Below are 24,825 nucleotides of genomic sequence, written 5' to 3'. Positions count from 1 at the left end.
GGCGCCGAAGGTGTGAGCGGGAGGGGTTCCGGGCCTGCCCGGTGACCGGGGATGCATGTCAGCCGAGGGACGGGCCGCGCGCCGTCGCGGCGAGCCCGCCATCGACCAGCAGCTCGGTGCCGGTCACGTAGGCCGCGCGGTCCGACGCGAGGAACAGGGCGGCCTCCGCGACGTCGAAGGCGGTGCCCATCCGGCCGAGGGGGCACTGCGACGCGCGGAGCGCCTTCATCCGCGCGAGGTCGCCCACGTAGGCGTTCGCGACGGTCTGCTCGATGCGGGGCGTGTCGATCAGGCCCGGGACGATCGTGTTGGCCCGGATGCCGTGGGGCGCGTTCTCGACCGCCAGCAGGCGCAGGTACTGGATGAGCGCCGCCTTGGTGGCCCCGTAGGCGAGATGCGGATAGCCGACATCCCGTAGGCCCGCGATCGACGACGTGGCGAGGATCACGCCGCGCCGGCGCGCGCGCATGCCCGGGAGGACGGTCGTCGCCGCGACATGGAGCGCGGTGAGGTTCGCGTCGGCGATGCGGCGCCAGTCGGCGGCCGAGGTCTCGATCGACGGACCGGCCTTTCCGATGCCGACGTTGAAGTAGAGGATGTCGGTCCCGCCGCGCGCCGCGCCCGCTGCGGCGAGGCAGGCGGCGAGGCCGGCATCGTCCGCGACATCGACCCCGACCGCCTCGGCGCTGCCGCCCTCTCCGAGGATCAGGTCCCGGGTCTCCTCGGCCGAGGATCGGTCGCGGTCGGCGGCGACGACATGCGCGCCGGCCCGGGCATAGAGCAGGCCGATGGCCCTGCCGATGCCCCACCCGGCCCCGATCGAGCCGGCGCCCAGCACCACCGCGACGCGCCCCTCGAGGTCGCGGGTGGGGATGGGTGCGGTCTCAGCCGCGCTCATCACGCTGTTCCTCCCGCGGAGCGGTCACCGATGGCCTGCGAGGCGAAATCCACGCGCACCTCCTGTCGCGACGGGGCGAACCAACATCGGCGCCGCGCCGATGCTACGGATTACTGTTTCGGCACGCCGGCCTGCTCGATCACGGTCTTCCACTTCTGCAATTCGGTGTCGACGCGCCGGCCGAGATCCTCCGGCGTCCCGCCCTCGGGCACGCCGCCGGTCTCGACGATGAACTTCGCGACTCCGGGCTCCTTGAGCATCGCGTTCACGGCCGCGTTGACGCGATCGACGATCGGCCGCGGGGTGTTGGCCGGCGCGAACAGCCCGAACCAGGCGCTGACGTCGTAGCGCGACAGGTCGGCGCTCTTGGCGGCTTCGGCGAGGGTAGGGACGTCGGGCGCCTGCGGCGAGCGCTTCAGCGTGGTGACCGCCAGCGCCTTCAGGTTGCCCGCCGTCACGTAGGGATAGGCGGACGGCATGTTGTCGAAGATCATCTGGGTCTGGCCGCCCATGACCGACACGATCGCCTGGGCGCTGCCGTGGAACGGCACGTGGGTCATGGTGACCCCCGTCATCGCCTTGAACATCTCGCCGGACAGGTGTGTCGAGGCCCCCGTCCCGGAGGAGGCGAAGTTGAGCGCGTCGGGATGGGCCTTGGCGTAGGCGATGAGCTCGTCGATCGAGTTCACCGGCAGCGCCTTGTTGACGACCACGATGTTGGGGATCGTCTCGATTGACACGATCGGCACGAAGCTCTTGACCGGGTCGTAGCGCAGTTCCGTGTAGAGGTTCGGCGCGATCCCGTGGGAGGACACCTGCCCGAGGAAGAGGGTGTAGCCGTCGGGCTTCGCGTTGGCCGCGAGCGCGGTGCCGAGGGTACCGCCGGCCCCCGGCCGGTTGTCGACCACCACGGTCTTGCCCAGGGCGCCGGACAGCCCCTCCGCGACCTTGCGGGCCAGGATGTCGGTGGCCCCGCCCGCCGAGTAGGGGACGATGATCGACACGGTCCGGGCAGGCCAGGCCGGTTGAGCCCGCGCGGCGTCCGGCGCCGGCACCGCGCATCCGAGCGCCAGGATCGCTCCGAGCAGCGTTCTCAGGCCGCGCCGAGTTATGGATGCCACGGTGTCCTCCCGGTTGGATCGCGTGCTTCGTGCCGCGTTTCTTGTGTCGTGTCGGTCTTGGTGGGCGTCAGACGGAGCCGATCGTCATCCCGCCGCATACGTAGAGAACCTGTCCGGTCACGAAGCCCGCGCGATCGGACAGGAAGAAGCTGACGGCATCCGCGACGTCGTCCGGCGTGCCGAGGCGGGCCAACGGCACGGCGCCGATGATCGCGTTCGTGCGCGGATCGCCCGGCGGATTCACCGCGTCGAACAGGCTCGTCCGGATCGGGCCCGGCCCGACGGCATTCACCGTGATGCCGTGGCGCCCGAGTTCCAGGGCCCAGGTCTTGGTCATCCCGTGCAGGCCGGCCTTGGTCGCCGCGTAGACGGTGCGCAGTTCCTTGCCCAGGGCGACCCGGCTGGAGATGTTGACGATGCGCCCCCGGCCAGCCGCCTTCATGCCCGGCAGGAGCGCCTGCGCGCAGAGGATCGGCGCCTTGAGGTTCACGGCCGCGACGGCGTCGAGGGTCGCGGGGTCGGTGTCCGCGAGGGCTGCGGGCGCCACAATGCCGGCATTGTTGACGAGGCGCGTCACCGTCCGGCCCGCGATGGCGTGCGCGAGTGTCCGCGGCAGCGCGGCCGCGTCGGACAGGTCGGCCTCGACGAAGCTGTCCAGGGCGTCGTGCTCCGGCTTCACGATGTCGAGGACGATGACCTTGAAGCCGTCCGCGGTGAGGCGCCGCGCGATCGCCCCGCCGATGTTGCGGCTGCCGCCGGTGACGAGGGCGTAGTCGGGCATCGTCAGGCCTCGTAGGGGATGGATTTGTCGACGAGGTCCCAGATGAAGCGGCCGCTCGGGCGCTGCTGCTCCTCGGCGATGTGGGCCACGAGGCCGGCCGTGCGGCCGATCAGCGAGAAGCCGCGCATCAGCTCGACCGGCACGCCCATCTCGCCGAGCAGGGCGGCTGTGGCGCCCGTGGCGTTGATGGTGATGTGCCGGCCCGCCCGCTGGTCGACCACCTCCGACAGGAGGCGGAGGGCCACGACGTGACGGCCGGCGAGACCGTTCTCCGCCCCGATCTCCAGGAGGCGGACCGCGCGCGGATCCTCCGGCCGGTGCAGGTGGTGGCCGAAGCCCGGCATGTGCACCTTGCGGGCCTTGTGGTCGTCTACGATGCGCTCCGCGAGGGCACGCTGCGCGTCCGCCTCCAGGGCGACGAGCTGGTTCAGGATCCGGGCGTTGTTCTCGACCGTGCCGACGAACTGGCTGCCGACCGCGAGGAGACCGGCGGCCACCGCGCCCTGCATGTTCTCCGGCGCGCTCATGTAGATCGAGCGGGTCGCGATGGCGCTCGGCGTGAAGCCGTGCTCCATCATGGTGATCATGATCGCGTTGAGGACGCGCCGCTCGCCGTCCGAGACGTCCCGCCCCAGGATGTGGGCGGCGGCCTCCGCGACGAAGTCGGGGGCGGCGCCGGGCTTCAGGATGTCCGTGACGAGGTTCTTCTCGCGATAGTAGATCGCGTCCGTGGTGTGGTGGCTCAGGGCCGTGGTCGGCTGCTTGGTGCTCATGGCTGCTGCCTTTCCCGAGCTTCGCGCGCGATGTGGTCCTCGACCAGGATCTGCTTCTGCAGCTTCCCGTAATTGTTCCGCGGCAGGGCCTCGTAGACGGTGATCGACTTCGGCGCCTTCACCGATCCCAGGCGATCCTTGACGAAGCGGATGATCTCCTGGGGATCCGCCGCCATGCCGTCGCGCAGCGCGACGGCGCCGTGGACCGCCTCGCCCCACTTGTCGTCCGGCACGCCGTAGATCGCGCAGTCGGCGACGGCCGTGTGCTGGCCCAGCACCGGCTCGACATCGACCGGGTAGACGTTGAAGCCGCCCGTGATGATCAGGTCCTTCGCCCGCCCCTTGATGGACAGGAAGCCCTCTTCGTCGAAGCTCCCGAGATCGCCGGTGAGCAGCCAGCCGTCCCGGATCGTCTCGGCGGTCTTGTCCGGCTGCTTCCAATAGCCTGTCATGACCAGGTCGCCGCGGATCGCGATCTCGCCGTCGGCGCCGGTCGGGAGGATGTTGCCCTCGGGATCGAGGATGGCGACCCGGGTCAGCATCGTTTCCCGGCCGACGGTCGCGCGCTTCTCCGGGCGCGTGAGTTCCTCGGCCGAGATCATGGTGGCGATCTGCGGCGCCTCGGTCTGGCCGTAGGTCGAGGCGATGCAGGGGCCGAACACGGATTGCGCCTCGGCGATCGCGTCCGGCCGCATCGCGGCCGAGCCGTAGACGAGGTTGCGCAGGTGCGGATACGCGCCGCGCCGCGCCGCCGGCAGCTCCATCATCATGTAGATGAGCGTCGGCGGCAGGAAGGTCGTGGCGATGCGCTCCTCGGCGAAGCAGCGCAGGATCTCGTCCGGCCGCGGCTGGTCGAGCAGGACGAGCGTGCCGCCGGTGCCCAGCGTCGGCAGGATGTAGGTCGAGGTGCCGTGCGTGATCGGCGCCGCCGCCAGGAGGCGCTCGCCCGGCTTGAGGCCCCAGGCGGCGATCTGGGTCGCGATGTTGGTGTTCCAGGCCCGATAGGGCTGCATCACGCCCTTCGGCTTGCCGGTCGTCCCGCCGGTGAACTTGATGGCCTGCGTCGCGTGGAGCGGCTGCGCGTGGAAGCGCGGTGCCGCGCCCGCGTGATCCTGCGCCAGACCGCCCGTGGTCCCCGCGCGCCCGTCCCGGTCCGCCACCAGGATCCGGGCCCCGGCCCCTTCGACGAGGGGGCGCGCCGCCGCGTCGGCGATCACGATCGAGGCCTCGGTGAAGGCGATGCCGAGGCCGATCTCGGCCGCCTTGTTCTTCGGATAGAGCGGGACCCAGACCTTCCCGGCCGCCACCACCGCCAGCCAGGCCACGACGTGCTCGACGTGGTTGAAGCAGCAGATGCCGACCCGCGATTGCGGCTCCGGGTCGAGCGCCTGCAGGCCGGCGGCGAGCGCCCCGACCCGCGCGGCGAGATCCCCGTAGGTCATCCGCGCCTCCCCGAATTCCAGGGCGACATGCCCGGGCGTCCGGGCGGCCTGACGGTGGAAGAGGTCGATCGGATACATCGGTCAGGCTGCCTCGACGTGGAAGCCGGCATCGGTCACGGCCCGGCGGAGGACCGCGGCGATCCCGGCCCGCGCGTCGCGATGCAGATGCGAGATCGTGTTGGTGACCGAGACGGCGCAGACGACCGCGCCGTCCCGGAAGACCGGGAGCGCCAGGGCGCCGATATCCGGAATGATCAGCGCTTCGTTCACGACGTAGCCGTCGACCGGAAGACGCGCGCAGGCCTCCGCGACGAGATCCGCCGACAGCCGCCCGTATTTGAGGTAGCGCTCCGCCTCGCGCGCGATCACGGCGGCCCGCGCATCGGCCGGATGCGTCGCCAGCAGGGCGAGGCTGGCCGCCCCGACCCCGAGGGGCCGACGCGCCCCGATCTTCAGGGTACTGACGAGGATCGCCGCGCGCCCCTCGATCACGTCGATACATAGGGCCTCTCCGCGGGACGGCACGGACAGGTTGACGAGGCCGCCGAGCGTCCTCTGCGCGGCGTCGAGGAATGGGCGCAGCGTCTTCCGAAGGTGCAGGAACTCGAGGTCGGAGCCGGCCCGATTGACGAGTTCGTAGGGCATCAGGCCGAGGAAGTACCGTTTCGTATAGGGATCGAAGTTCAGGAAGTTCTCGTCGACGAGGGCGCCGAGCAGTCGATGCGCGGTCGCGACATGGAGACCGGTGCGGGCCGCAGCGGAACTCAGGCTGACGCCTTTCTGGCTTCGCTCTGCGACAACCACAAGTAATGACAGGGCTTTGGAGAGCGACGATCGGGACGCCCCCTCGATCGACGCAGCTGTGTCGAGCAGCATCGTTTCTCCCTATGGCCTTGTTCGTTGAACTCAGTCTGCCGGTCCGGCTTGAGCACTGTCCAGCACCGACATTCCGAATTCCGGAATTTCCTTCTCGCTCTGCGAGAAGGTTACTGGCCGAGACAATAGGCTCTCTGTTCACAGGCGCGCGGACTTTGTGGCCGATCACCATTCCGAGCGGTGCAGGACAATGACGCCTTGGGGCTTCGGGTCACCCGAACGCGGGCGTCAGGAAGCCTTCGGCCGATGATTCGATCGCGACTTGCACTGTTCGGTGGAAGACCTGTCGCGGGCACAGCATGAGATCGGGAGGATGTGCGACTGATCTGCAGCCCGCATCCACTTTGCAACACGCTTTGCCGATCACCAGCTTGTCCGCTCTCCCGCTCACGGCTACAGCGCGCTTATGCCCGACAAGCTCAATGCCCTCCTCGAGCGCCTTAAGGCGCATCAGCGCACGCTCATCCTGGCCATGGCCGAATACGACGGCCTACCGGCCGGGAGCGCGCTGCGTCAGGTCGCCGAGCTGGAGAACGTCATCGCCGCGGTCGAGGCGGTCGCGGCCGAAGAGGCCGAGCGCGCGCGAAGCGCCCACGGATCGGCCCCGCGCCGCACTGGCGGCTAGAGCCGCGACCGTCCGGCTGCGACACGCCTCACGAGCGGGGCGCGCGGGCGAGCCGCGACGACCGGCCCATGCTCCATCCCCGCCCTTATCCTGAGGTGCCCGCGTCAGCGGGCCTCGAAGGAGGCCTTCAGGGATCGCGCGGCCGGCTGGAGCCCTCCTTCGAGGCGGCTGCGCCGCACCACAGGATGAGGACCAGGGTGGGATGCCCCCCACCAAACCACGACCCGTGATCTTTCGTCAGGGTCTCAACGCGCTTGGAAAGCCGGAAGCGTCCTGCCGACGCGCGCATCGAGACCCGTTCAACCTGCGCGAACAGCGTCGGATTGCGGAAATCGGCCGCCTGCATCGACCGTCAGACGGCGGCGGCCCGCACAGAATGCTGCCGACCCGGCGGGTCGTCGCAGACGACAACGGCGCAGCAACCGGTGAGGTCACTGCGCCGCTGGATCGGGCTGCTGAGGGGGCGAAAGCAGCCACCGGGAGGCGATAGACCCGGCGCGGCGTCCGCGCGGTGCGCCGGAGCACATCCAGCCCTCTGTGGCTCGGCGGTAACACGCGTCGCGGACCGCCTGTGGACGACGTCGGATGCCTCGGATTGGTCAAGGTTCAGGAGCGAGCGTGAGGTGCTTCCTCCGATCCGGCCCCGCCCCATGTTTGCCAGCCCGCGCGCCTTCATCCTCCACCATCGCGAGCGCCTCGCCGTGCTCGTCTCGTCCGCGTTGTTCTTGACCGGCGCCCTGCCTCTCGTTTGGGCAATTGGCTAATAGCGCGTTCAACCGATCGGAATTTCAGGCAAATGGATGCATATCATTCATATTGGATATAGAATTAACTATTCCGCCGTAAGACCTTAACTTGGCAGCTTCATCGACGCTGGGCTCAGCAGCTGCCTTCGAGGTCAGTCGTGCCGCTCAACTCCTTGTCCATCCGCAGCAAGCTGATTGCTGCCTTCGCCGTTCTGCTCCTGCTGCTCAGTGGCCTGAGCCTCGTCGGGCTTCGAAGCGCCTCAACGCTCAACGGGCTGCTTCTCGATGTCGAGACGAACTGGCTGCCGAGCGTGCGCGCCGCAAGTCAGATCGATTCCCTGACAGGGCGGTATACCACCAGTCTGCTCCGCCATATCCTGACGGAAGAACCGCAGATGCTGGCCAGCGTCGACAAGGATCTCGTCGATCGGGGTCAGAAGATCGATGCAGCAACGAAGATCTACGAGAAGCTGATCAGTTCCCCTGAGGAGCGCGCGCTCTACGAAGCGTTCGTCCGGGATTGGCGCGCGCTCGCAACCGCCGTCGAGCCGATCCTCGCGCTGTCCCGCAAGGGCGAGAAGGCGCAGGCTCTCAGCCTCTACGAGGCCAAGGTGGTCGCGCCGCGTCGGAGCGCGTCAGCGGCGCTCGATAAGATCATCAAGCTCAACCAGGATGGTGCCGAGCAGGCTGCCAGGGACAGCCAGGACACATACGCTCAGACGCGCACCATGCTCATCGGCGTCGGGCTTTTCGCCGTGGCTCTGTCGATTGCGCTGGCGGCCTTGATCATCCTGAGCATCTCGCGCGGCATCAATTCGGTAGTCCAACCGATGCAGGCGCTCGCGGACGGGGACCTTGCCGTCACCATCCCGCATCAGGGCCAGAAGACGGAGATCGGAACGATCGCGAATGCGGTGCAGGTGTTCAAGAATGGCCTGCTCCGCATGAAGGCGCTGGAAGACGAGACCGCAGTGGCGCGGCTCGCCGCCGAGGAGCAGCGCAAGGCCGGCATGCGCCAGATGGCCGACGGCTTCGAGGCTGCCGTCGGCGGCATCATCGGCATGGTGTCGTCTTCGGCGACCGAGTTGCAGGCCACCGCGCAGACGATGACCGCGACGGCAACCGAGACCGCCAGCCAGTCGACCACCGTTGCGGCCGCCGCCGAGGAGGCCGCCTCCAACGTCAACACCGTCGCGGCGGCGGCGGAGGAGCTGGGCTCGTCGGTCCAGGAGATCGGCCGTCAGGTCGCGGGCTCGGCCGAGCTGGCGCAGCGGGCGGTGCACGAGGCCGACCAGACCGGCAGCCTGGTGCAGGAGCTGAGTGCCGCCGTGTCGCGGATCGGCGATGTGGTCGGGTTGATCTCGAACATCGCCGGGCAGACCAACCTGCTGGCCCTCAACGCCACCATCGAGGCGGCGCGGGCCGGTGCGGCGGGCAAGGGCTTTGCGGTCGTCGCCTCCGAGGTGAAGGCGCTGGCCGAGCAGACCGCCAAGGCGACGAACGAGATCTCCGGCCAGATCGCGCAGATCCAGGCCTCGACCGGGCAGGCGGTGACGTCGATCGGCGGCATCACCGGGCGGATCCGCGAGATCAGCGGCGTGGCGACCTCGATCGCGGCGGCGGTCGAGGAGCAGGGTGCGGCCACCCAGGAGATCGTGCGCAACGTCGCGCAAGCCGCCATGGGCACCGGCGAGGTGACGAGCAACATCTCCGGTGTGGCGGGAGCGGCCGAGGAGACCGGGGCGGCGGCCAGCCAGGTTCTGGGCGCGGCCTCGGAGCTGTCGCGTCAGTCCGAGCACCTCGGCGCGGAGGTCGCGCGCTTCCTCGCCACCGTGCGCGCCGCCTGAGCGGACGCCGATCGATATCTGTCGCCGGACCAAGGCCCGCCTTCGCGCATCTGCGGAGGCGGGCCTTTACGCGTTCGGCGGCAGAGCAGCGCGGAGCCGTCGGAGACCCGCCTTGGTGCGCCCCCCGCTGCTTCGATCGGGGCTAGCTGACCTTGTCGTCGGGCTCGGTCGGCTCCACGCTGGTCCCCAGCGCTCCGCCGCGCGGCGCATCGGCCGGATCGTGCCGGTCCCGACGCGACAGGCCGCCGCTCCCGGCGGTGCGCGTATCATGCGGGTGCGTCGCGCGCCGTTCGGCCCCGCTCAACTCCTTGCGGGTCGGGATGGGCCGCCAAGGCGCCGGAGCAGCGCCCAGACGGAGGACCGTCGGGGCCCGCGTGAGAAACACCGCAAGCACCACCCACGGGACGACGAAGACGACAAACGCGGTCAGGCCCATGGCGATGCTCCCAGGATGTTTTGCAGTACTGGTGAGAACGCCGGTCATCCATGACTGATCCCGCCGGGGCGAGCTCAATCGATGCTGCGCCGCAACGCATGGATCATCATCGGCGTCGCAGTGCATCGCCAAGCCGGTCCGGCCCGAACACCGCGTCTTCGATCCCGTCGACGGGCTGCGGCGCGAACGCGGCGGACGCCAACCGCGCGGCCTTCGACCGGAGATGGTCGAGGATCCCGGATCGGTCAGAGCATCGGCGCACGCTGTTCTGCACGAAGACGCTCGGGAACAGGTTCGGCGGCGCCCAATCCTGCACACGCCACGACGAGACCGCTCTGCGTGTTCCCCAGCACATCGGACCGGAGAGCTTGAGCATAGATCTTCCTCAACGACGGCAGCCGCCGCCCATCACGTGGAGATCGTCATGTCCCTCTCAGCCCGCCTCGTCCTGCTCAGCGGTGTCGTCGTCCCGGCCGGAGCCTTGCTCGTCGGCGCGTATGTCGCCCTCGTCAGCCTGGCGCTGCCGATGCACTTCGCCTGAACGCCCGCGCTGGGTGCATGCTGAACCAGGGCCGCCGGCGAGCCACCCTGCATACGCTGTTCTCAGACATTGCCGTCACTCGTTACTGCATTGTACGAGTGCTCATCGCTAGAGACCTGCCGTGCGCTACCAAGCCCTCGTTGCCGTCGCCCTTGCCGTCACTGCACAGGCTGCGCCTGCGCGCGCGCAGCCTCAGGAGCAGGCGCTGGCCCTGCTCCGCGCCTCCAGCGCGCAATCGGCCATCATCACGTTCTGCGGCAAGCACTACGCGATCGACGGCACGACGGCGCTGCGGATCTCCCAGACTGCGCGAGACGTGGCCACCGAGGTGCTGGGCCAGGAGCGCGCGCACGCCGCCTTCAAGGATGAGCTGGCGCGGCGCTACGCCGAGGTGCAGGAAGTCGGGGAGCAGCAATGGTGCACCGACCAGCGCGCGGCGCTGTCCGAGGGCGACGTTCAGATCTTCAAGAACTGAGGCGCCCGCGCGCCGCGCCCGCCGCCTCAGTCGCCGCCGCCATCACCCGCGTCGCCGCTGGCATCCATGAGCCAGTCCGGTATCCCGGGGAGGACGTCGCCGGCCACCGCGCCGGCGGATTCAAGGGCCCGTCCCGCCTTCGCCTCGTCGCTGTCGGCCCGAACCTCGGCGAACAGCTTCCGCGCCAGACGGTCGAGCTCCGCGTCCGACAGGGTCTGGTCCGGCTCGTCCGTCATGGGCGTCCCCTTCGCGGATCGGCCGCTCGGCCCCACCGCGATCTGCTCACGGGGTGGGGGAGCGTCCGATCTCACCAGCGTGGGCCGATACGCAACGCGGCCCGACCGTAAGGTGCCAGGATCGGGTTAGCGGGACGTCAGCTCCACCGGCCCTGCTGTGTGTCGGATCAGGCCAGGGACCGTGCGGCGAGCCCGGGAAGGGCCAGGCGCAACGGTGCTTCACGCGCTTCCGGTTGAACACCCCATATGATGGCAACCGGTCTGTGAGCACGGGGTCCGGCCATGCGGTATCACCTGCGGATCGCCCGAGCACGCCTGCAAGGCAGCGTGGATACGCACTGCACTGTCCTCAACGCCCCGACCATCGAGGCCGCGATCGACCGCGCCGCCGCGATCGTGGACAGCGTCCTCGACGGCCGGCCCGGGGTCGCGACCCTCACCAGTCCCTATCGCGGGCTGATCTGGGCGCATCGCCAGAATTTGCCGGCCCCCGCGTGGCCGTAGATGAAGCCGGGCGGATGTCGCCCGCGCATGCCCCGCGATCGCGGGGCCAGGGCGGCGATGCCGGTGACGTGGGCGTCACCCGTACGCCCATCGCCCTGCTGCGTGCTTCTGCAACGGCCGGATATGGCGGCCCAGGCCGCGGTGCGGACGCCGCGTGGCATCACGGTCCAGCGGCGGTTGCTGGACACCAATGGATCGGCGGTGCCGCAGGCTCCGCAGCCATCTGGGCCGCCGCAGGGTAACGGGGGCCGGTCGGCCCCCGTCGGACAGGAATGTCAGCGCAATCCGTCGGCCGGTCCACCCGCGTGCTGACCCGAGTACCGGTAAGCCGGCGCGGCCCGGTAGTGGGTCACCGAGATCTCCGGCAGCAGGATCGCGGCAGTGTTGCCGGCGTAGCCCGCGTAGGCTGACGCGGGGTAGGGGCTGTGCTTGCTGTCGATGCCCTGCGCGAGGGCGGGCGTGGCGACGGCGACCAGGGCGGCGGCAGCGAGGATGTGGGCCTTCATGACGATCTCCATGCGTGTGCGTTTGACTTCACGGGGAAGCCATCCGGTCAGTCGGGTCGCGTGAGGAAGATCGTCGGTCTGGCGGTCTTGATCGCGGCGGCTGTGCTTGGCCGGCAGTGACCTCTCAACGGCGATCCTCCGCCGATCGTTCGCCGGATTTTGTGCGCCGCCACACAGGGCACGCGGACGGCGTGTCGGGTGGTTCAGGAGGTCCGTCCCGGTCGAGGCGTCGGAGCGCGCGACAGCCCTCGACCCCGCCGGCTCCGTTGCCCGAGACGAGGGTCAATTACGCCGCAACGCGGCCTGCCTGCTCAGAACAGGGCGACCATGGCCACGCCGGCGATCATCAGCAGGGCGCCGAGGACCCGCCACAAACTGGCCGGATGCACCGGGAAGCCGACCCACCCGTAATTGTCCAGCACGAGCGAGACGGCGACGCCCACCGTCACGATGATGCCGAGGAACGACGCGGCGCCGATCGCGGGCGAGGCGTAGAGCTGGGCCAGGATCAACAGGACGCTGAAGAACCCTCCGAGCCAGGCCCACCAGGGCACCGCAGCCAGTTGCTGTCCGCTCGGCACCTCGAGCTTGCCGATGGCGAGGCCACCGATCAGCAGAGCCGCTGAGCTGACGAGGAGCGTGATCAGCCCCGCCGTGACGGGGAGCCCGAGCGACTTCGACAGCGTCGCGTTCTGGCCGGGCTGGATCGCGTTCGCGATGCCCGCGAGGATGGTGAGACCGTAGAGGAACAGCATGCTCGGCTAGCGCGCGAGCCCGCGGCCAAGCTCCGACGATCGGGCGATGCGCGGGGTTCTGCCGCACCGCCGGAGCCCGGTGCGCCGCGCGTCCGGCCCCCGCCCGTAAGCCCCAGGACGACGGATGGCTCTGCCTTCGGTCCGCGGCGGCGATGCGGTCGTGCGTGTGCGCCTGCCCAGCCAAGCCGGTGGCGTGCGGCGTGCGGTGGTGTAGGAGGGCGTGACGACCCCGGCGGAGACGGTGTCGCATCCCTCTCGTGTGTGGGTCGCGGTTCATGCGCGCAAGCCGGTCGTGGTGATCTCCCGCTGGATCGCGGGCCTCGCGCTCATCGCTGTCCTGTGGGCATTCCCGACTGCACCACGCGCACAGACGCCCCCGCCCGGCTTCGGCGGCCTCGCGCTCAGCCGCGACCTGGACGAGCACCTCCGCACCATCCACGACCGAGCGAACCATCTGGCGGTGGCGGCCGCCGGCATACCGGCGGCGACCGCCGCGGCGCTCACCGACATCGCCGCGGACGAGACGGCCTCGCCGGCCGGTCTGGCCGCCCGCCTGCTGCTGCTCTGGCTCGGGGGCTGGCTCGCCGAGCGGCTGTTCTGGCGCTGGTCGGCCTCGTGGATGCAGCGGATCGTCGACAGCCCCCTGGACACGGCGCGCCAGAGGCTGCTGGCGCAGGTCCAGCGCCTCCTGTTCGCCCAGGCCCTCGTCCTGAGCTTCGCGGCGGGCGCGTGCCTCGCCTACCTCGTCGCCGCCCCGTCGGGCGCGGCCGGCGTCATGGCCCTCGACGCGCTCCTGGCCATCGTGGCCGTGCGCAGCACCCGCGCGCTCGGCCGCTTCCTGCTGGCGCCCGGCGGCGCGCGACTGCGTCTGGTCGCCCTGCCGACGCAGGCGGCGTGGCGGGCGCAGCACGGCGTCACGACACTGGCCCTCACGGCGGCGACCGGGCTGCTGTGGGCGGCCGGGCTGCGCTCGGGCGGCGCGGACCCGGCGATCGCGGACGCGGTCACCAGCCTGACGCTGCTGCTCGTGGCGCTGATGGTCCCCGCCGTCGTCGGACTGGTTGCCCTGTCGCTGCGCGGGCCCGACAGGCGGTCGCCGCGCCCGGCCGCGCTGATCCTGGGGCTCGTTCCGATCGCCGCATGGCTGCTGGCCCAGGCCGGCCTGCCCAGCGCCGCCTGGGCCACGCTGGTCCTCGGCGTCGCGCCGGCCCTGTCGCTGGCCCTAGGCGACGCGGCCCGCACGGTCGCGTTCGGGCCGAACCGCGCCGGCGAATTGACGCGCGAGGAGCGCATCGTCGCGCGTGCCGCCCGCAACGTCGCCCTGATCGCGGCCCTGCTGCTCCTCGCGGAGCGGCTGCCGGGCGCGGACGGGGGGCTGGGCCCGGCGATGACCGCGCAGATCGTGTCGGCCCTGCTGATCCTGCTCGGGACCGACCTGGCCTGGCAGGTCGTCCGTAGCCTCATCGACCGCGGTCTCGCCCATGTGGGCGGGGACCCGCGCGCGGATCGCCTCGCCACGATCCTGCCCGCCATGCGCACGGTCGTGCTCGTCGCGCTCTCGGTCACGGCCGCCCTGAGCATCGCCTCCGCCTTCGGCCTGCAGATCGGCCCCCTCCTGGCGGGCGCGGGCGTGGTCGGCCTGACGATCGGCTTCGGGGCGCAGGCGCTGGTCCGCGACGTCATCGCGGGCTTCTTCCTGCTCCTCGACGACGCCTTCCGGGTCGGCGAAACGATCGAGAGCGGCAACCTGCAGGGCCAGGTCGAGGCGTTCTCGCTGCGCTCAGTCCGGCTGCGCGACGACAACGGCCACATGCACACGGTCGCGTTCGGCGAGCTGAAGGCGGTGACGAACTTCTCGCGGGACTGGGCCGGACTGGAGGTGCCGGTCTACGTGCCGCACGGCGTGCCCTACGCGGCCGCGGCGGGGGTGATCGAGGCCGCCATCGCCGAACTGGAGAGCGACGCGGCGCTGAGCGCCTTGATGGTGACGCCGCCCAAATTCGTGGGGCCCACGGCCCTGTCGGAGACCTGCGTCCGGCTCGCCGTGCAGGTCCGGACCCTTCCGGGCAGCCAGGCGCGGCTCAGGTCGGAGCTGCTGCGCCGCATCCTGTCCGGCATGGCGGAAGCCCATGTTCCGCTCAGCACCGGCTAGAGCCGGGACCGTCGGTGTTGCGGCCCGCTCCGGGGGCGGGGAGCGTGCCGGCGCGCCGCAGCAGACAGCCGATGTCTTATCCCTGCCTTATCCTGAGGTGCCCGCGTCAACGGGCTTCGAAGGAGGGCTCCAGAGATCGCAGCGGCATCTGGAGGGCTCCTTCGAGGCCTCCGCTACGCTCCGGCACCTCAGGATGAGGGCGAGGGTGAGAAAACCCACTCCCCACGCCACGACCTGGATCCTGCCGTCGCGCGTCCGACCGCGGTCGGGGGCCTAGCGCGGGGTCACGCGCGCCGCCTGCAGATCCGGACGGAGCTGCAGGGCGAGCAGCCCGGCCGAATAGGTCAGCGAAACGACGAGCGCGGCCGTGAGGGCGAGGGCGGGCCCGAACGGCTCGACCAGCAGGTGAAGCGTGAGCAGCGTCAGGCCGAAGCCGAAGACGCCGCGGATCGTGATGCTCGCCAGCCGGGCCATCGCCGTCCCGCCGACGCGGCGGTGCAGGATCACGAAGGTGCTCGTGAGGGTGACCGGGTAGGCCGCGACGACCCCGGTCCGCGCCGGGCCCAGGGCCGAACTCACGGCGAGGACGGCGGTCACGAACAGGGCGACGGCAGCCGCCCGGACGACGAGGTCGAGGGGGCGGGGTCGCGCGACTGTGGTGCTCCGGGCGAGCGAGGTTCGCGCCGCCGGTCGGGTCAACAGGGTGCCGGCTCCGTACACGGCCGCATTGAGCAGGAACGCGGTCAGCGGTGTCCACGCGACGGCCGAGATCGGAGCGGCCGCCGCGAGCCACGCCACCGCCGCCGGGCCCAGGCTGAGGGCCAGGCCTCGGCCGGCCGCGCGCCGGGCATAGACGATCAGGAACACGCCCGTCGCCGCGGTCGCCGCGAAGCCGTTGAGGGCCGCGCCGGCGACGAAGGCGGGATCGTGTTCCAGGGCCATGAACACGTAGGCCGGTCCGGCCGAGACCGGCAGGCTGATGATGAGCGCCCCCCAGACCGGCCCGAGGATCTCCGCCAGCACCGAGGCGAGCACGACGACGGCTCCCGAGGTCAGGGCCCGGATAAGCGCTGTCACCCAGATCGCTGACAAGACCGTATCCCGTGCGTCGTGCCGCCGATCCGCGGCGGCTTCGGAGTCGCGGCCTCGCTATCACGCGCGACATGGGATGGGCGAAGGCGTCCTGTGCGACGACACGCGATTCTGGACGGGTGTGGCGCAAGCCGCCGCAGGATCATCCGGGCTCGGGATCCGTCATCTGCCCCGCCGCGAAGGCCGACACGCGGCTGCGCACCGATCCCGGTCCGTCGCGGCTCACGTCCGATCGCCTCTTGAACAGCCCGGAGCCCGTCGGCATCTCGGGGGCATGCCCGATGCCACGCTCGACGAAGCCAGCCTGTCCCGTTTTCTCGACGCCTTCTATGCCCGCGTGCGCGGCGATACGCTGATCGGCCCGGTCTTCGCCGCCGCGATCCCCGACCCGGACTGGCCGCGGCATATGGCGACCATCCAGGCCTTCTGGTCCTCGGTGCTGTTCAAGACCGGCCGCTACAAGGGCAATCCGTTCGGCAAGCATCTCGCCTTGGGGCAAATCCAGCCGGCGCATTTCGCCCGCTGGCTCGGCCTGTTCGAGGAGACCGCCCGCGCGCATTTCCCGCGCGACGTGGCGGCCATCCTGATCGAGCGCGCGCACCGCATCGGCGACAGCCTGAAGGCGGGCTTGTTCTTCCGACCGGGGCCGTCAGGAGCAATCTCAGGTGGTCCCGTCCCGGACGCGGTCGGCGGATGATCGCGCCCGGCCTGTTCGCCGACGTGAAACGGTCGTTGCCAAGCCGGATGTCGGCGGCTGTCGTCGGCGCCGGCGGGCGCAAACAGGGATTCCCAGGATGAAGACGATCGGGTTTCTGTCGTTCGGTCACTGGTCGCCGACGGGGCATTCAGAGACGCGCACGGCCGGCGACACCCTGCTGCAATCGATCGACCTCGCGGTCGCGGCGGAGGAGCTCGGCGCAGACGGGGCGTATTTCCGGGTCCATCATTTCGCGCGCCAGCTCGCCTCGCCGTTCCCGTTGCTCGCCGCGGTGGGCGCCCGGACCAAGCGCATCGAGATCGGCACCGGCGTCATCGACATGCGCTACCAGAACCCCCTCGCCATGGTTGAGGATGCCGGCGCGGCGGACCTGATCGCGGGCGGCCGCCTGCAGCTCGGCATCAGCCGGGGCTCGCCCGAGCAGGTCATCGACGGCTGGCGGCATTTCGGCTTCGCGCCGCGTGAGGGCGAGAGCGATGCCGACATGGGACGCCGGCACGCGGAGGTCTTCCTCGATCTGCTGAAGGGGACGGGCTTCGCCGAGCCCAACCCGCGGCCGATGTTCGCCAACCCGCCCGGTCTCCTGCGCCTGGAGCCGCATTCCGAGGGCTTACGCGAGCGGATCTGGTGGGGCTCCGCGTCCGACGCCACCGCGATCTGGGCGGCGCGGCAGGGCATGAACCTGCAGAGCTCGACCCTCAAGGCGGATGAGACCGGCGAGCCGTTCCACGTCCAGCAGGCGAAGCAGATCCGCCGCTACCGGCAGGCCTGGGCGGAGGCGGGGCATCCCCGGACGCCGCGGGTCTCCGTCTCCCGGTCGATCTTCGCGCTCGTGAACGACCGCGACCGCGCGTATTTCGGACGTGGCGCGAGCAGCGACCAGGTCGGCATCATCGACAACATGCGCGCCGTCTTCGGCCGGTCCTACGCGGCGGAGCCCGACCGGCTGGTCGAGGAACTCCGGGCCGACGAGGCGATCGCCGAGGCCGACACCCTCCTGCTGACGGTGCCGAACCAGCTGGGCGTGGCGTACAACGCCCATGTCATCGAGACCATCCTGACGCACGTGGCCCCGCCGCTCGGCTGGCGGTGACCGACCCGACGCGCGGCGGTGCGGCGGGCAGCGGTTCCGCCCGCGCCCGACCCGTCTCGGGCCTTCGGAACGCCCGCTCGCCGACGGTCAGAGGTCCCCGGCTCGGGCGGAACGCGGGATCATCTCGCGGATGCGGGAGGCCAGGGCCTCGACGGCGAACGGCTTGGTCAGCACGGCCATGCCGGGTTCGAGCTGGCCGTTGGTGAGCAGGGCGTTCTCCGCATAGCCGGTGATGAACAGCACCCGGAGGTTCGGCCGGGTTGCCCGCGCCGCATCCGCCATCTGGCGGCCGTTCAGACCGCCCGGCAGGCCGACATCGGTGACGAGCAGGTCGATCCGCGCGTCGGACTGAAGGACCTTGAGACCGCCGGCCCCGTCGGCGGCCTCCACGGCGGTGTAGCCGAGGTCGCTGAGCACGTCCGTCACCAGCATGCGCACGCTCGGCTCGTCGTCCACGACCAGCACGGTCTCGCCGGCCTCCGCGACCGGCATCGGGCCTCCGTCCGGCGAGGCCTCGTCGCGTTCGGCCCCACCCCGGTGGTGTGGCAAGTAGAGGGTGACCGTCGTGCCCTGGCCCACCTCGGAGTGGATGCGGACCTGTCCGCCCGACTGCTTGGCGAACCCGTAGATCATGGACAGGCCCAGGCCCGTACCCTGGCCGAGCGGCTTGGTGGTGAAGAACGGGTCGAAGGCCTTGGCGATCACCTCCGGCGTCATGCCCGTGCCGGTGTCCGACACGCTCAGCGACAGGTACTCGCCCGCCGGCATGTCCTGCCGCTCGGCGGCCGGCGAGGCGATCCGGAGGTTGGCGGTCTCGATGGTGACGCGGCCCCCGTCCGGCATCGCGTCGCGGGCGTTGATGCAGAGGTTGAGCAGCGCGTTCTCGAGCTGGGACGGATCGACCAGCGCGGGCCACAGGCCGGCCAGACCGGCCGTCTCGACCTGCACGCTGGGCCCGACCGTGCGCCGGATCAGGTCGACCATGCCCTCGACCAGGGCGTTCACGTCGGTTCCCTTTGGGGCGAGCGTCTGCCGGCGCGAGAATGCCAGCAGGCGGTGGGTCAGCGCCGCCGCCCGCTTGGTCGCCCCCTGCGCGGCGGCCATGTACCGGTCGACATCTGCCAGGCGCCCCTGGTCGATGCGGGTGCTCATCAGTTCCAGGCTGCCCGAGATGCCGGCCAGCAGGTTGTTGAAGTCGTGCGCGAGGCCCCCGGTCAGCTGGCCCACCGCCTCCATCTTCTGGGCTTGGCGGAGCTGCTCCTCGGTGTTCATCAGCTCCGCGGTGCGCTCGCTGACGCGCTGCTCCAGGGTCTCGGTCAGGGCGCGCAACTGCATGATGGCGCGGTCGCGCTCCTGCTCGACGATGCGGCGTTCCTCGACGTCGAGGACCACGCCGGGAAAGCTCAACGGCGTCCCGTCCGCTGCCTGATCGACCCGGCCGTTGGCCTCGATCCAGTAGTAGCGCCCGTCCGCCCGGCGCACCCGGTACTGGTGCGCATAGGCGCCGCCCCGGGCGATGGCCGCATTGATCGCCCCCGCCAGCCCCTCTTGGTCGTCCGGATGGACGGTGGCGACGATCTGGGCGAGCGGAATGCCGTCGCGCCCGAGCGCGGGATCCAGCCCGAAGCTCCGGGCGAAGCCCTCGTCGACGGTGAAGCGGTCGGTGGGCAAGTCCCAGTGCCAGGTCCCGATGATCGCGCCGGCCGCCAGGGCGAGCTGCACCCGCTCGATGTTGGCCCGGGCCAGCGCCTCGCTCGCCCTCAGGCGCTCCTCGGCCTCGCGCCGCGCGGTCACGTCGTTGAAGATGATGGCGATCTGCCGGTCGACGGGGTCGCCGACCGGCACGGCCCGCACGTCGAACCAGCGTGAGAACGCCTTCGCGTAGCTCTCGAAACTCGCCGGCTCCCGGGTGCTGGCGACGCGCCCGTACGTCTCGAACCAGAACTGCTCCAGGTCCGGCGCGAACTCGGTGACCCACTTGCCGCGAAGGTTGACGCCGGACTCGCGCTCGAAGGCCGGGTTGGCTTCGAGAAAGCGGTAATCGACGGGCCGGTCTTCGGCGTCGAACTTGACCTGGACGATGGCGAAGGCCGCATCGACGGTCTCCAGGATCGTCCGGAACCGCGCCTCGCTCTCGCGCAGGGCAGCATCCGCCGCGCGCAAGTGCAGGATCTCGGCCTCGAGTTCCGCGCGAGACAAGGCATTCAAAGCGGCACCCGACACGAACGACATGTTCCTTCTGGCAGCCGCTGACCGGCGGCGCCCGTGCAAAGAATGAAAGCGGCCGTATCCCGGTTCAGATCACCGCCCCGTATGAGGATGGCAACGCGCGTGCCGAGCACGCGGAGGGCGGCGCACCGGGTGGGGTATCGGGTGCCGGTGCCACGCAACCATGACCGGAAGCAGGCCGCGCCGGAACTGCGTCTAGCGGCTCCGAAGCGGCTTCCTGCGATACGGTCGACCCCCCTGTGGAGCCGCTTGGCCGCCGAGGCCCGCGTCATACCGGTTCTGCGCGCTTCTGTCCGCTTCCGAGAGGCTGAAGGTCGCCGAACGCCCGCGATCGCGCGTCCGGGCCGCACGCGATCGGCAAAGGACGGTCCCATCTCCAGAGCGCGCATCTATTGTGTCGGAACACGGAAGGCTGAATTCCACCATCACCCTGTTCTGATCCCGGCCAAGTCCCGGCATCATGGCCTGGCCGTCGGGTCCGCCGCCCGGGCGATGGTGCCGTCCCGCTCGACCGCGAGGCGGCGGATCCTGACGACCCTGATCCCGCCGGTACGAGGCGCGCCATGATGCGACACGAGCACGGATCCGAGGTGAGCGGAGGCGGATTGGCCCAGGCGACGCGGCGGCATCTGCTCGCCGGCGGCGTTCTGGCGACGGGCGTAGGGGCCGCAGGCGCCGCCGGGGCGGAAGGCCGCCCCGCGCCGGCCGGCGCGGTCCGCCACGGCACCATCCGGGCCGACGGCGTGAACGTCTTCTACCGGGAGGCAGGCCGCCCCGACGCGCCCGCGTTCCTGCTGCTGCACGGCTTCGCCAATTCGTCCTTCTATTTCCGCCATCTCATGCCGAAGCTCGCCGACCGCTTCCACCTGATTGCGCCCGATCTGCCGTCCTTCGGGTTCACGGACGTGCCGGCCGGACGCGGCTACGTCTACGACTTCGCGTCGCTGTCGCGCACGATCGAGGCCTTCGTCGATGCGCTCGGCCTCGACCGCTACATCCTCTACACCTTCGACTACGGAGCGCCGGTCGGATGGGACCTAGCCCTCGCCCATCCCGATCGCGTCGCCGGCATCGTGTCCCAGAACGGCAACGCCTATCTGGACGGACTCGGCGAGGCGGCCTGGGCGCCGCTGCGGGCCTATTGGGCGGCGCCGAACGAAGCCGCCGTCGGGGCGATCCGCGCCCGCATGACCCTCGACGGGGTCAAGGCCGCCTACTTCCAGGGTGTCGCGGATCCATCGCGGATCGAGCCCGAGGCGTACACGCTCGACGCCGCCATCCTGGCGCGCCCCGGCAATGCGGACCGGCAGGTCGCGCTCAAGCTCGACTACAAGCGCAATCTCGAACGGTATCCTCTGGTCCAGGCCTATTTCCGCGCGCGCCGCCCGAAGCTCCTCGCCATCTGGGGCCGGAACGACCTGTTCTTCATCCCGGCGGGAGCCGAGGCGTTCCGGCGCGACATCCCGGAGGCGCGCGTCACCTTCCTCGACACCGGGCACTTCGCCCTCGAAACGGACGGCGATGCAATCGCGGAGGAGATCCGACGCTTCTTCTAAGGCGCTGCGCCGGTTCGGAATGCCGGCGTGCGTCGGCCGGTCCGACCCGTGACCGGCTCGGGCGGCGGGGCCGTGCCTTAGGCGCTGTCGCGGAGCCCGGGCCTGGGCTCATCCTCACCGACGAGGGTCGCGATCAGCCGCCAGAGTTCCTGATGCTCGGGGCCGTTACGGCCCGACGCGAGGAAGGTCGCGAGACTGAAATCCGTCACGTGCCCACCGGACGCGACATTGCCGGTATGGCGGACGAAGCTGTGCCCGGTCGTGGGATCGAACAGAAGATGCCAGTGGTCGCCGTTCGGGCTGGCATAGATCAGGCGCGCGCGTTCGGACGGGCTCACGATCATCCTCCGACCTAGGGCCTGGCGTAGTGCGCCGCGCGGATTCGCAACGCGCTAGTCGCGCCGCGCCTCGGCGCTCGCGCGCTCGACCAGGGTCCGCAACGCTGCGCTGCCTTCCACCGCGAACCAAGCGCGCAGCATGCTGGTGGTCTCCGGCGTGTCGTCCGGCCGCTCGCGGTACAGATCGGCGGCGCGGGCGAGTTCGCGCTCCACGAACATGTCGAGGTAGGCCGCCCCCCTGGTCCTGGCGAGATCGGCGAGCGCGTCTTCGAGGACGCGCCGCATCATCTCGCCGACCATGGCCGAGACGTAGACCGCTTCCGCGCTTCCCTGTTCGGGCTCGTTCAAGAAACGCTCCAGCCTGCCCAGCCGCAACCCTGATCCGCAACGGGCAGGATACAATGAGCGGGCCCCGAGGCCGAAGCCCCGGGTTCTGTTGCTAGGCGTGCCCACGCCCCGGAAGATTACGCCGCGAGGCGCATCTCCATGCCGACGTTGTCGTTGGCATTTAGAGTTTTGGTCAGGTGCTCGGAACGAGGGTTGCCCGCGCCGAACCGGTCGAGTCCTTACCGAAAGCCGCATCTTACCCTGCCGAAGCAGGACAGAACTCGCGATCCCTTTACCGCCCAGTCGAACCTGTTTCACCCCCATCAGAAGCACCCTGGCAGCACGCCATCCGCAACGCCGGACGCGCGCCCTGACCCCCGTGCGGTATCCGGGGCAGGATGCTTCTGGTGGAGGCGCCGGGTACCGCCCCCGGGTCCTGAAGCGTTATTATGAACCGGTCATCAACCTCGCGGCCAACGTATCCGATTGTGGCCGGCCCGTCCATCGCACGCGGGCCACGAACGCGGCCCGAAGATGCCGGCGCGCCGACAGCCGGGGCCGCGCTCGCCAATCTCCCCTGGAGAGATCCGGGCAGGCCCTGAATGGATCGGGTACCGACCGCTCCGGATCGGAGCGGCGCCTGTTATGCCGCACTGAATTTTGATTGCATCGAACGATCGTGCTGCGTTGCGGCGCGTTGGCAAGCATGGCCATTCCGAACCGCTCCGATCGTCACAATGCTGCGCTGAAGCGGCTCGCGCGCGCCCTGAACGTGCCCGCGGAGACGTTCCTGGGCGAGCCGCCGGAAGGCGTCGCCGGAGAGCTGTTCGTCCTGGTGCGCCACTGGTTGGCGATCGAGGACAGCCAAGGTCGCCGACGCGTCCTCAGCGCGGCGCGCCAGGAAGCGGAGCGGTCCGGCTACAAGGAGTGCGCCTGAGCCGTCCCAACCCATGTTGGGCAAGGTCGCTTCTGGCCGCATGGCCACCGGGGCGGGCCTGCCATAGCTCGGCCGCATGCCCTCCGATTTCGCTCCCACCATGCTCCCCGACGCCGCCGCCCTGTGGCGCAGTGCGATCGCGGACCTGTCCCCGCACGCCTCGCCGTGCCGGCATCTCGTCCTGGCGCGCTGGGCGCCGATCCGAGAGGCGGCGATTGATTTCTGCGACCGTCTGGGCCCCGAGGCGCACGCGCTCGGCTGGACGGCGCCCGAGCTGTTCGCCGTTCACCCGGAGCACGGGACCCTGCGGGTCGATTGCTGCGGCGTGCTGATGGTCACCGGCGATCGGGCGCAGGCGGTCGAGCCGGGCCGGCTCGTCTTCGCGCGCGGATCCGCCTACCGGACACGTCCCGGTCAAGTCTGGGGTGTGCCGGTCTGGGAATTCGCGGCGCGCGGTCACGCCAGCGCGTGATGCCGACTGCGGCCTGAAAGAGACGCTGCCCGCCGCAATTGCCTGCAGGTCCGATCCGTACTTCCGCCGCGATCCGATGGCTCGATAGAGTGTCGAGACGTCGGTGATTGCGGCGATAACAGCTGCGGCCGAGATGGGGTGGATTAATGGCCCAGGGCTATTCGCGCGCTGCAGACGTTGCGCGCACCGTCAAGACCGCAATGCGCAACCTCGCTCTCGGACGCGACGATACGCTTCCGGTTGCGCCGCCGCCGACGCGGGGCCCGTCTTATACGGTCGAAGCCGATGTCCCGGTCGATATCGGCTGCATCAAGGTTTTCCGCGCCGAGAGCTTTCCGGAATCCGGGCCCAGCCCCTGGCTCGATCAGCCCGATGCCTTGGAGATCATCGACCGGCGGGTGGCGCGACGCGAGATCAGCCCGAAGCAGGCCGAGATCTGCCGGCACTGGGAGCAGCACGGCTACTACGTCCTGCGCGGCGCCATCGATCCCGACACGATCGACGAGGCGTGGCGTGCCTACGAAGCGGCGATCGCGCGCGGCGACCTCACGCTCGCACCCGAGAAGGCTGCGGCCGATGATCCGCATCCCGGCCGGTACCTCAACCCGCACCTCAAGGTCGAGGAGCTCGATTTCCTCCTGAAGCATCCGGTGCTGATGAACTTCAGCAGCATGGTGCTGGGCCGGCCGGCGATCCCGTTTCAGACGATCTCGTCGCACAAGGGCAGCCAGCAATCCGAGCACTCCGATTCAATCCATATGACGACCTATCCGCTGGGCTATCTGGCCGCCTGCTGGGTCGCCATGGAGGACATCCACGCTGAGGCCGGGCCGCTGGTCTACTACCCCGGCACACACCGTCTGCCGTACCTGTTCAGCCACGACGTCGGCATCTCGACGGACGATTTCCGCGAGCGCGGCTACGGGGCCTACGTCGAGCGCTATGAGCCTGCCATCAAGCACGAGATCGCGGAGCATGGCGCGAAGCCGGAATACTTCACGGCGCGCAAAGGCGACGTGCTGTTCTGGCACGCCAACTTGCTGCACGGGGGCTCCGCCCGCGCCGACATGCAGCGGTCCCGCAAGGCCCTGGTGCACCACTATTTCGCCGAAGGCTGCGTCTGTTACCACGACCTGTCGGCCTCGACGTCGGCCGTGCATGGGCCGGTCGAGAGTCTGCCGACCTGCGGTGCGTCGAGCCCCAACATCCCGGTCAGGGACAAGATCGCATCCTAGATCGCGTCCGGGATCAGGTGACCCGGCCATGAAGGCCTGAGCGCCGAACCGGACATGGGCGCGAGACAGGCAAAGGCCCCGGGACGTCTCCGCCCGGGGCCTCGAATCAGGTCG

At 70.2% G+C, this 24,825-nt stretch carries 27 protein-coding genes and 1 other RNA gene; 11 read left to right on the top strand and 17 right to left on the bottom strand.

The features are described 5' to 3' along the window. Positions 1-58 precede the first annotated feature (58 nt). The 6 genes from AC3WSN_RS20750 to AC3WSN_RS20725 form a co-directional block, all read right to left on the bottom strand. On the bottom strand, positions 59-898 hold the full coding sequence (locus AC3WSN_RS20750; protein WP_492540451.1) for an SDR family NAD(P)-dependent oxidoreductase: 840 nt from the start codon (positions 896-898) through the stop codon (positions 59-61). A gap of 110 nt (positions 899-1,008) precedes the next feature. Continuing rightward, positions 1,009-2,019 carry a Bug family tripartite tricarboxylate transporter substrate binding protein gene (locus AC3WSN_RS20745; RefSeq protein ID WP_492540449.1) on the bottom strand — a complete coding sequence of 337 codons (1,011 nt, stop codon included), beginning with the start codon at positions 2,017-2,019 and terminating at the stop codon, positions 1,009-1,011. 67 nt (positions 2,020-2,086) lie between these two features. Continuing rightward, on the bottom strand, positions 2,087-2,800 hold the full coding sequence (locus AC3WSN_RS20740; RefSeq protein WP_192711227.1) for an SDR family NAD(P)-dependent oxidoreductase: 714 nt from the start codon (positions 2,798-2,800) through the stop codon (positions 2,087-2,089). 2 nt (positions 2,801-2,802) lie between these two features. After that, complete coding sequence (locus AC3WSN_RS20735; RefSeq protein WP_492540447.1) at positions 2,803-3,573, bottom strand: citryl-CoA lyase; 771 nt, start codon at positions 3,571-3,573, stop codon at positions 2,803-2,805. Continuing rightward, complete coding sequence (locus tag AC3WSN_RS20730) at positions 3,570-5,093, bottom strand: class I adenylate-forming enzyme family protein (protein WP_492540445.1); 1,524 nt, start codon at positions 5,091-5,093, stop codon at positions 3,570-3,572. The genes AC3WSN_RS20735 and AC3WSN_RS20730 overlap by 4 nt, the downstream gene beginning before the upstream one ends. Before the next feature lie 3 nt (positions 5,094-5,096). Continuing rightward, positions 5,097-5,891, bottom strand: coding sequence for an IclR family transcriptional regulator (locus AC3WSN_RS20725; protein ID WP_492540443.1), 795 nt, complete (start codon positions 5,889-5,891; stop codon positions 5,097-5,099). Between the two features lie 406 nt (positions 5,892-6,297). On the opposite strand from AC3WSN_RS20725, the gene AC3WSN_RS20720 reads away from it, so the two are divergent. Beyond that, the gene (locus AC3WSN_RS20720; protein ID WP_192711231.1) at positions 6,298-6,516 is read left to right on the top strand and encodes a hypothetical protein; all 219 of its coding nucleotides are present in this window, start codon (positions 6,298-6,300) and stop codon (positions 6,514-6,516) included. A 127-nt stretch (positions 6,517-6,643) separates the two neighbouring features. Here AC3WSN_RS20720 and AC3WSN_RS20715 read toward each other — a convergent pair whose 3' ends face one another. Further along, on the bottom strand, positions 6,644-6,862 hold the full coding sequence (locus AC3WSN_RS20715; protein WP_492540441.1) for a hypothetical protein: 219 nt from the start codon (positions 6,860-6,862) through the stop codon (positions 6,644-6,646). A gap of 558 nt (positions 6,863-7,420) precedes the next feature. Here AC3WSN_RS20715 and AC3WSN_RS20710 point away from each other — a divergent pair. Next, the gene (locus tag AC3WSN_RS20710; protein WP_492540439.1) at positions 7,421-9,109 is read left to right on the top strand and encodes a methyl-accepting chemotaxis protein; all 1,689 of its coding nucleotides are present in this window, start codon (positions 7,421-7,423) and stop codon (positions 9,107-9,109) included. A gap of 142 nt (positions 9,110-9,251) precedes the next feature. On the opposite strand, the gene AC3WSN_RS20705 is transcribed toward AC3WSN_RS20710, so the two are convergent. Both AC3WSN_RS20705 and AC3WSN_RS20700 read right to left on the bottom strand, forming a co-directional pair. Beyond that, positions 9,252-9,593: a hypothetical protein gene (locus tag AC3WSN_RS20705; RefSeq protein WP_492540437.1), complete on the bottom strand. Its 342-nt coding sequence runs from the start codon at positions 9,591-9,593 to the stop codon at positions 9,252-9,254. Between the two features lie 58 nt (positions 9,594-9,651). Further along, a complete protein-coding gene (locus AC3WSN_RS20700; protein WP_492540435.1) occupies positions 9,652-9,921 on the bottom strand; it encodes a hypothetical protein in 270 nt (89 codons plus the stop codon). A gap of 286 nt (positions 9,922-10,207) precedes the next feature. Between AC3WSN_RS20700 and AC3WSN_RS20695 the strand changes: the two genes are divergently transcribed. Then, positions 10,208-10,561, top strand: coding sequence for a hypothetical protein (locus AC3WSN_RS20695; protein WP_492540433.1), 354 nt, complete (start codon positions 10,208-10,210; stop codon positions 10,559-10,561). A gap of 26 nt (positions 10,562-10,587) precedes the next feature. Here AC3WSN_RS20695 and AC3WSN_RS20690 read toward each other — a convergent pair whose 3' ends face one another. Then, complete coding sequence (locus tag AC3WSN_RS20690) at positions 10,588-10,797, bottom strand: hypothetical protein (protein WP_492540431.1); 210 nt, start codon at positions 10,795-10,797, stop codon at positions 10,588-10,590. Positions 10,798-11,079: 282 nt separating this feature from the next. Here AC3WSN_RS20690 and AC3WSN_RS20685 point away from each other — a divergent pair, with 282 nt between their 5' ends. Then, positions 11,080-11,301 carry a hypothetical protein gene (locus AC3WSN_RS20685; RefSeq protein ID WP_238196961.1) on the top strand — a complete coding sequence of 74 codons (222 nt, stop codon included), beginning with the start codon at positions 11,080-11,082 and terminating at the stop codon, positions 11,299-11,301. A 275-nt stretch (positions 11,302-11,576) separates the two neighbouring features. Here the strand turns inward: AC3WSN_RS20685 and AC3WSN_RS20680 are convergent, their stop codons facing one another. Together AC3WSN_RS20680 and AC3WSN_RS20675 are read right to left on the bottom strand one after the other, a co-directional pair. Then, complete coding sequence (locus AC3WSN_RS20680; RefSeq protein WP_192711238.1) at positions 11,577-11,807, bottom strand: hypothetical protein; 231 nt, start codon at positions 11,805-11,807, stop codon at positions 11,577-11,579. A gap of 311 nt (positions 11,808-12,118) precedes the next feature. Next, positions 12,119-12,562, bottom strand: coding sequence for a DMT family transporter (locus AC3WSN_RS20675; protein WP_492540428.1), 444 nt, complete (start codon positions 12,560-12,562; stop codon positions 12,119-12,121). Positions 12,563-12,782: 220 nt separating this feature from the next. Between AC3WSN_RS20675 and AC3WSN_RS20670 the strand changes: the two genes are divergently transcribed. After that, the gene (locus AC3WSN_RS20670) at positions 12,783-14,714 is read left to right on the top strand and encodes a mechanosensitive ion channel domain-containing protein (protein ID WP_492540426.1); all 1,932 of its coding nucleotides are present in this window, start codon (positions 12,783-12,785) and stop codon (positions 14,712-14,714) included. Between the two features lie 273 nt (positions 14,715-14,987). Here the strand turns inward: AC3WSN_RS20670 and AC3WSN_RS20665 are convergent, their stop codons facing one another. Continuing rightward, positions 14,988-15,791, bottom strand: a complete 804-nt coding sequence (locus AC3WSN_RS20665; RefSeq protein ID WP_492540424.1) for a hypothetical protein — start codon at positions 15,789-15,791, stop codon at positions 14,988-14,990. A 289-nt stretch (positions 15,792-16,080) separates the two neighbouring features. On the opposite strand from AC3WSN_RS20665, the gene AC3WSN_RS20660 reads away from it, so the two are divergent. Beyond that, positions 16,081-16,503, top strand: a complete 423-nt coding sequence (locus AC3WSN_RS20660) for a group III truncated hemoglobin (RefSeq protein ID WP_492540422.1) — start codon at positions 16,081-16,083, stop codon at positions 16,501-16,503. A gap of 97 nt (positions 16,504-16,600) precedes the next feature. After that, positions 16,601-17,617 (top strand): LLM class flavin-dependent oxidoreductase, encoded by a 1,017-nt coding sequence (locus AC3WSN_RS20655; RefSeq protein WP_492540420.1) that lies wholly within the window; start codon positions 16,601-16,603, stop codon positions 17,615-17,617. Between the two features lie 87 nt (positions 17,618-17,704). On the opposite strand, the gene AC3WSN_RS20650 is transcribed toward AC3WSN_RS20655, so the two are convergent. Next, a complete protein-coding gene (locus tag AC3WSN_RS20650; RefSeq protein WP_492540418.1) occupies positions 17,705-19,849 on the bottom strand; it encodes an ATP-binding protein in 2,145 nt (714 codons plus the stop codon). Positions 19,850-20,409: 560 nt separating this feature from the next. On the opposite strand from AC3WSN_RS20650, the gene AC3WSN_RS20645 reads away from it, so the two are divergent. Continuing rightward, on the top strand, positions 20,410-21,402 hold the full coding sequence (locus AC3WSN_RS20645) for an alpha/beta fold hydrolase (RefSeq protein ID WP_492540416.1): 993 nt from the start codon (positions 20,410-20,412) through the stop codon (positions 21,400-21,402). Between the two features lie 77 nt (positions 21,403-21,479). Here the strand turns inward: AC3WSN_RS20645 and AC3WSN_RS20640 are convergent, their stop codons facing one another. From AC3WSN_RS20640 to ssrA, 3 genes are all read right to left on the bottom strand, one after another. Beyond that, complete coding sequence (locus AC3WSN_RS20640; RefSeq protein WP_373622092.1) at positions 21,480-21,740, bottom strand: hypothetical protein; 261 nt, start codon at positions 21,738-21,740, stop codon at positions 21,480-21,482. A gap of 54 nt (positions 21,741-21,794) precedes the next feature. Beyond that, positions 21,795-22,088 (bottom strand): hypothetical protein, encoded by a 294-nt coding sequence (locus tag AC3WSN_RS20635; protein WP_192711247.1) that lies wholly within the window; start codon positions 22,086-22,088, stop codon positions 21,795-21,797. Positions 22,089-22,351: 263 nt separating this feature from the next. Continuing rightward, positions 22,352-22,524, bottom strand: a transfer-messenger RNA (tmRNA) gene (gene ssrA / locus AC3WSN_RS20630). Positions 22,525-22,773: 249 nt separating this feature from the next. Here ssrA and AC3WSN_RS20625 point away from each other — a divergent pair. From AC3WSN_RS20625 to AC3WSN_RS20615, 3 genes are all read left to right on the top strand, one after another. After that, entirely contained in the window at positions 22,774-23,004 is a 231-nt protein-coding gene (locus tag AC3WSN_RS20625; protein WP_492540414.1) for a hypothetical protein, read from the top strand. 100 nt (positions 23,005-23,104) lie between these two features. After that, the gene (locus AC3WSN_RS20620) at positions 23,105-23,476 is read left to right on the top strand and encodes a hypothetical protein (RefSeq protein ID WP_492540412.1); all 372 of its coding nucleotides are present in this window, start codon (positions 23,105-23,107) and stop codon (positions 23,474-23,476) included. Positions 23,477-23,676: 200 nt separating this feature from the next. Beyond that, complete coding sequence (locus AC3WSN_RS20615; RefSeq protein WP_492540410.1) at positions 23,677-24,711, top strand: phytanoyl-CoA dioxygenase family protein; 1,035 nt, start codon at positions 23,677-23,679, stop codon at positions 24,709-24,711. Positions 24,712-24,825: the final 114 nt, after the last annotated feature.

It is taken from the genome of Methylobacterium sp. FW102-HT35C08 (genome assembly GCF_058790235.1).
This window is presented reverse-complemented; position numbering and strand designations above follow the sequence as displayed.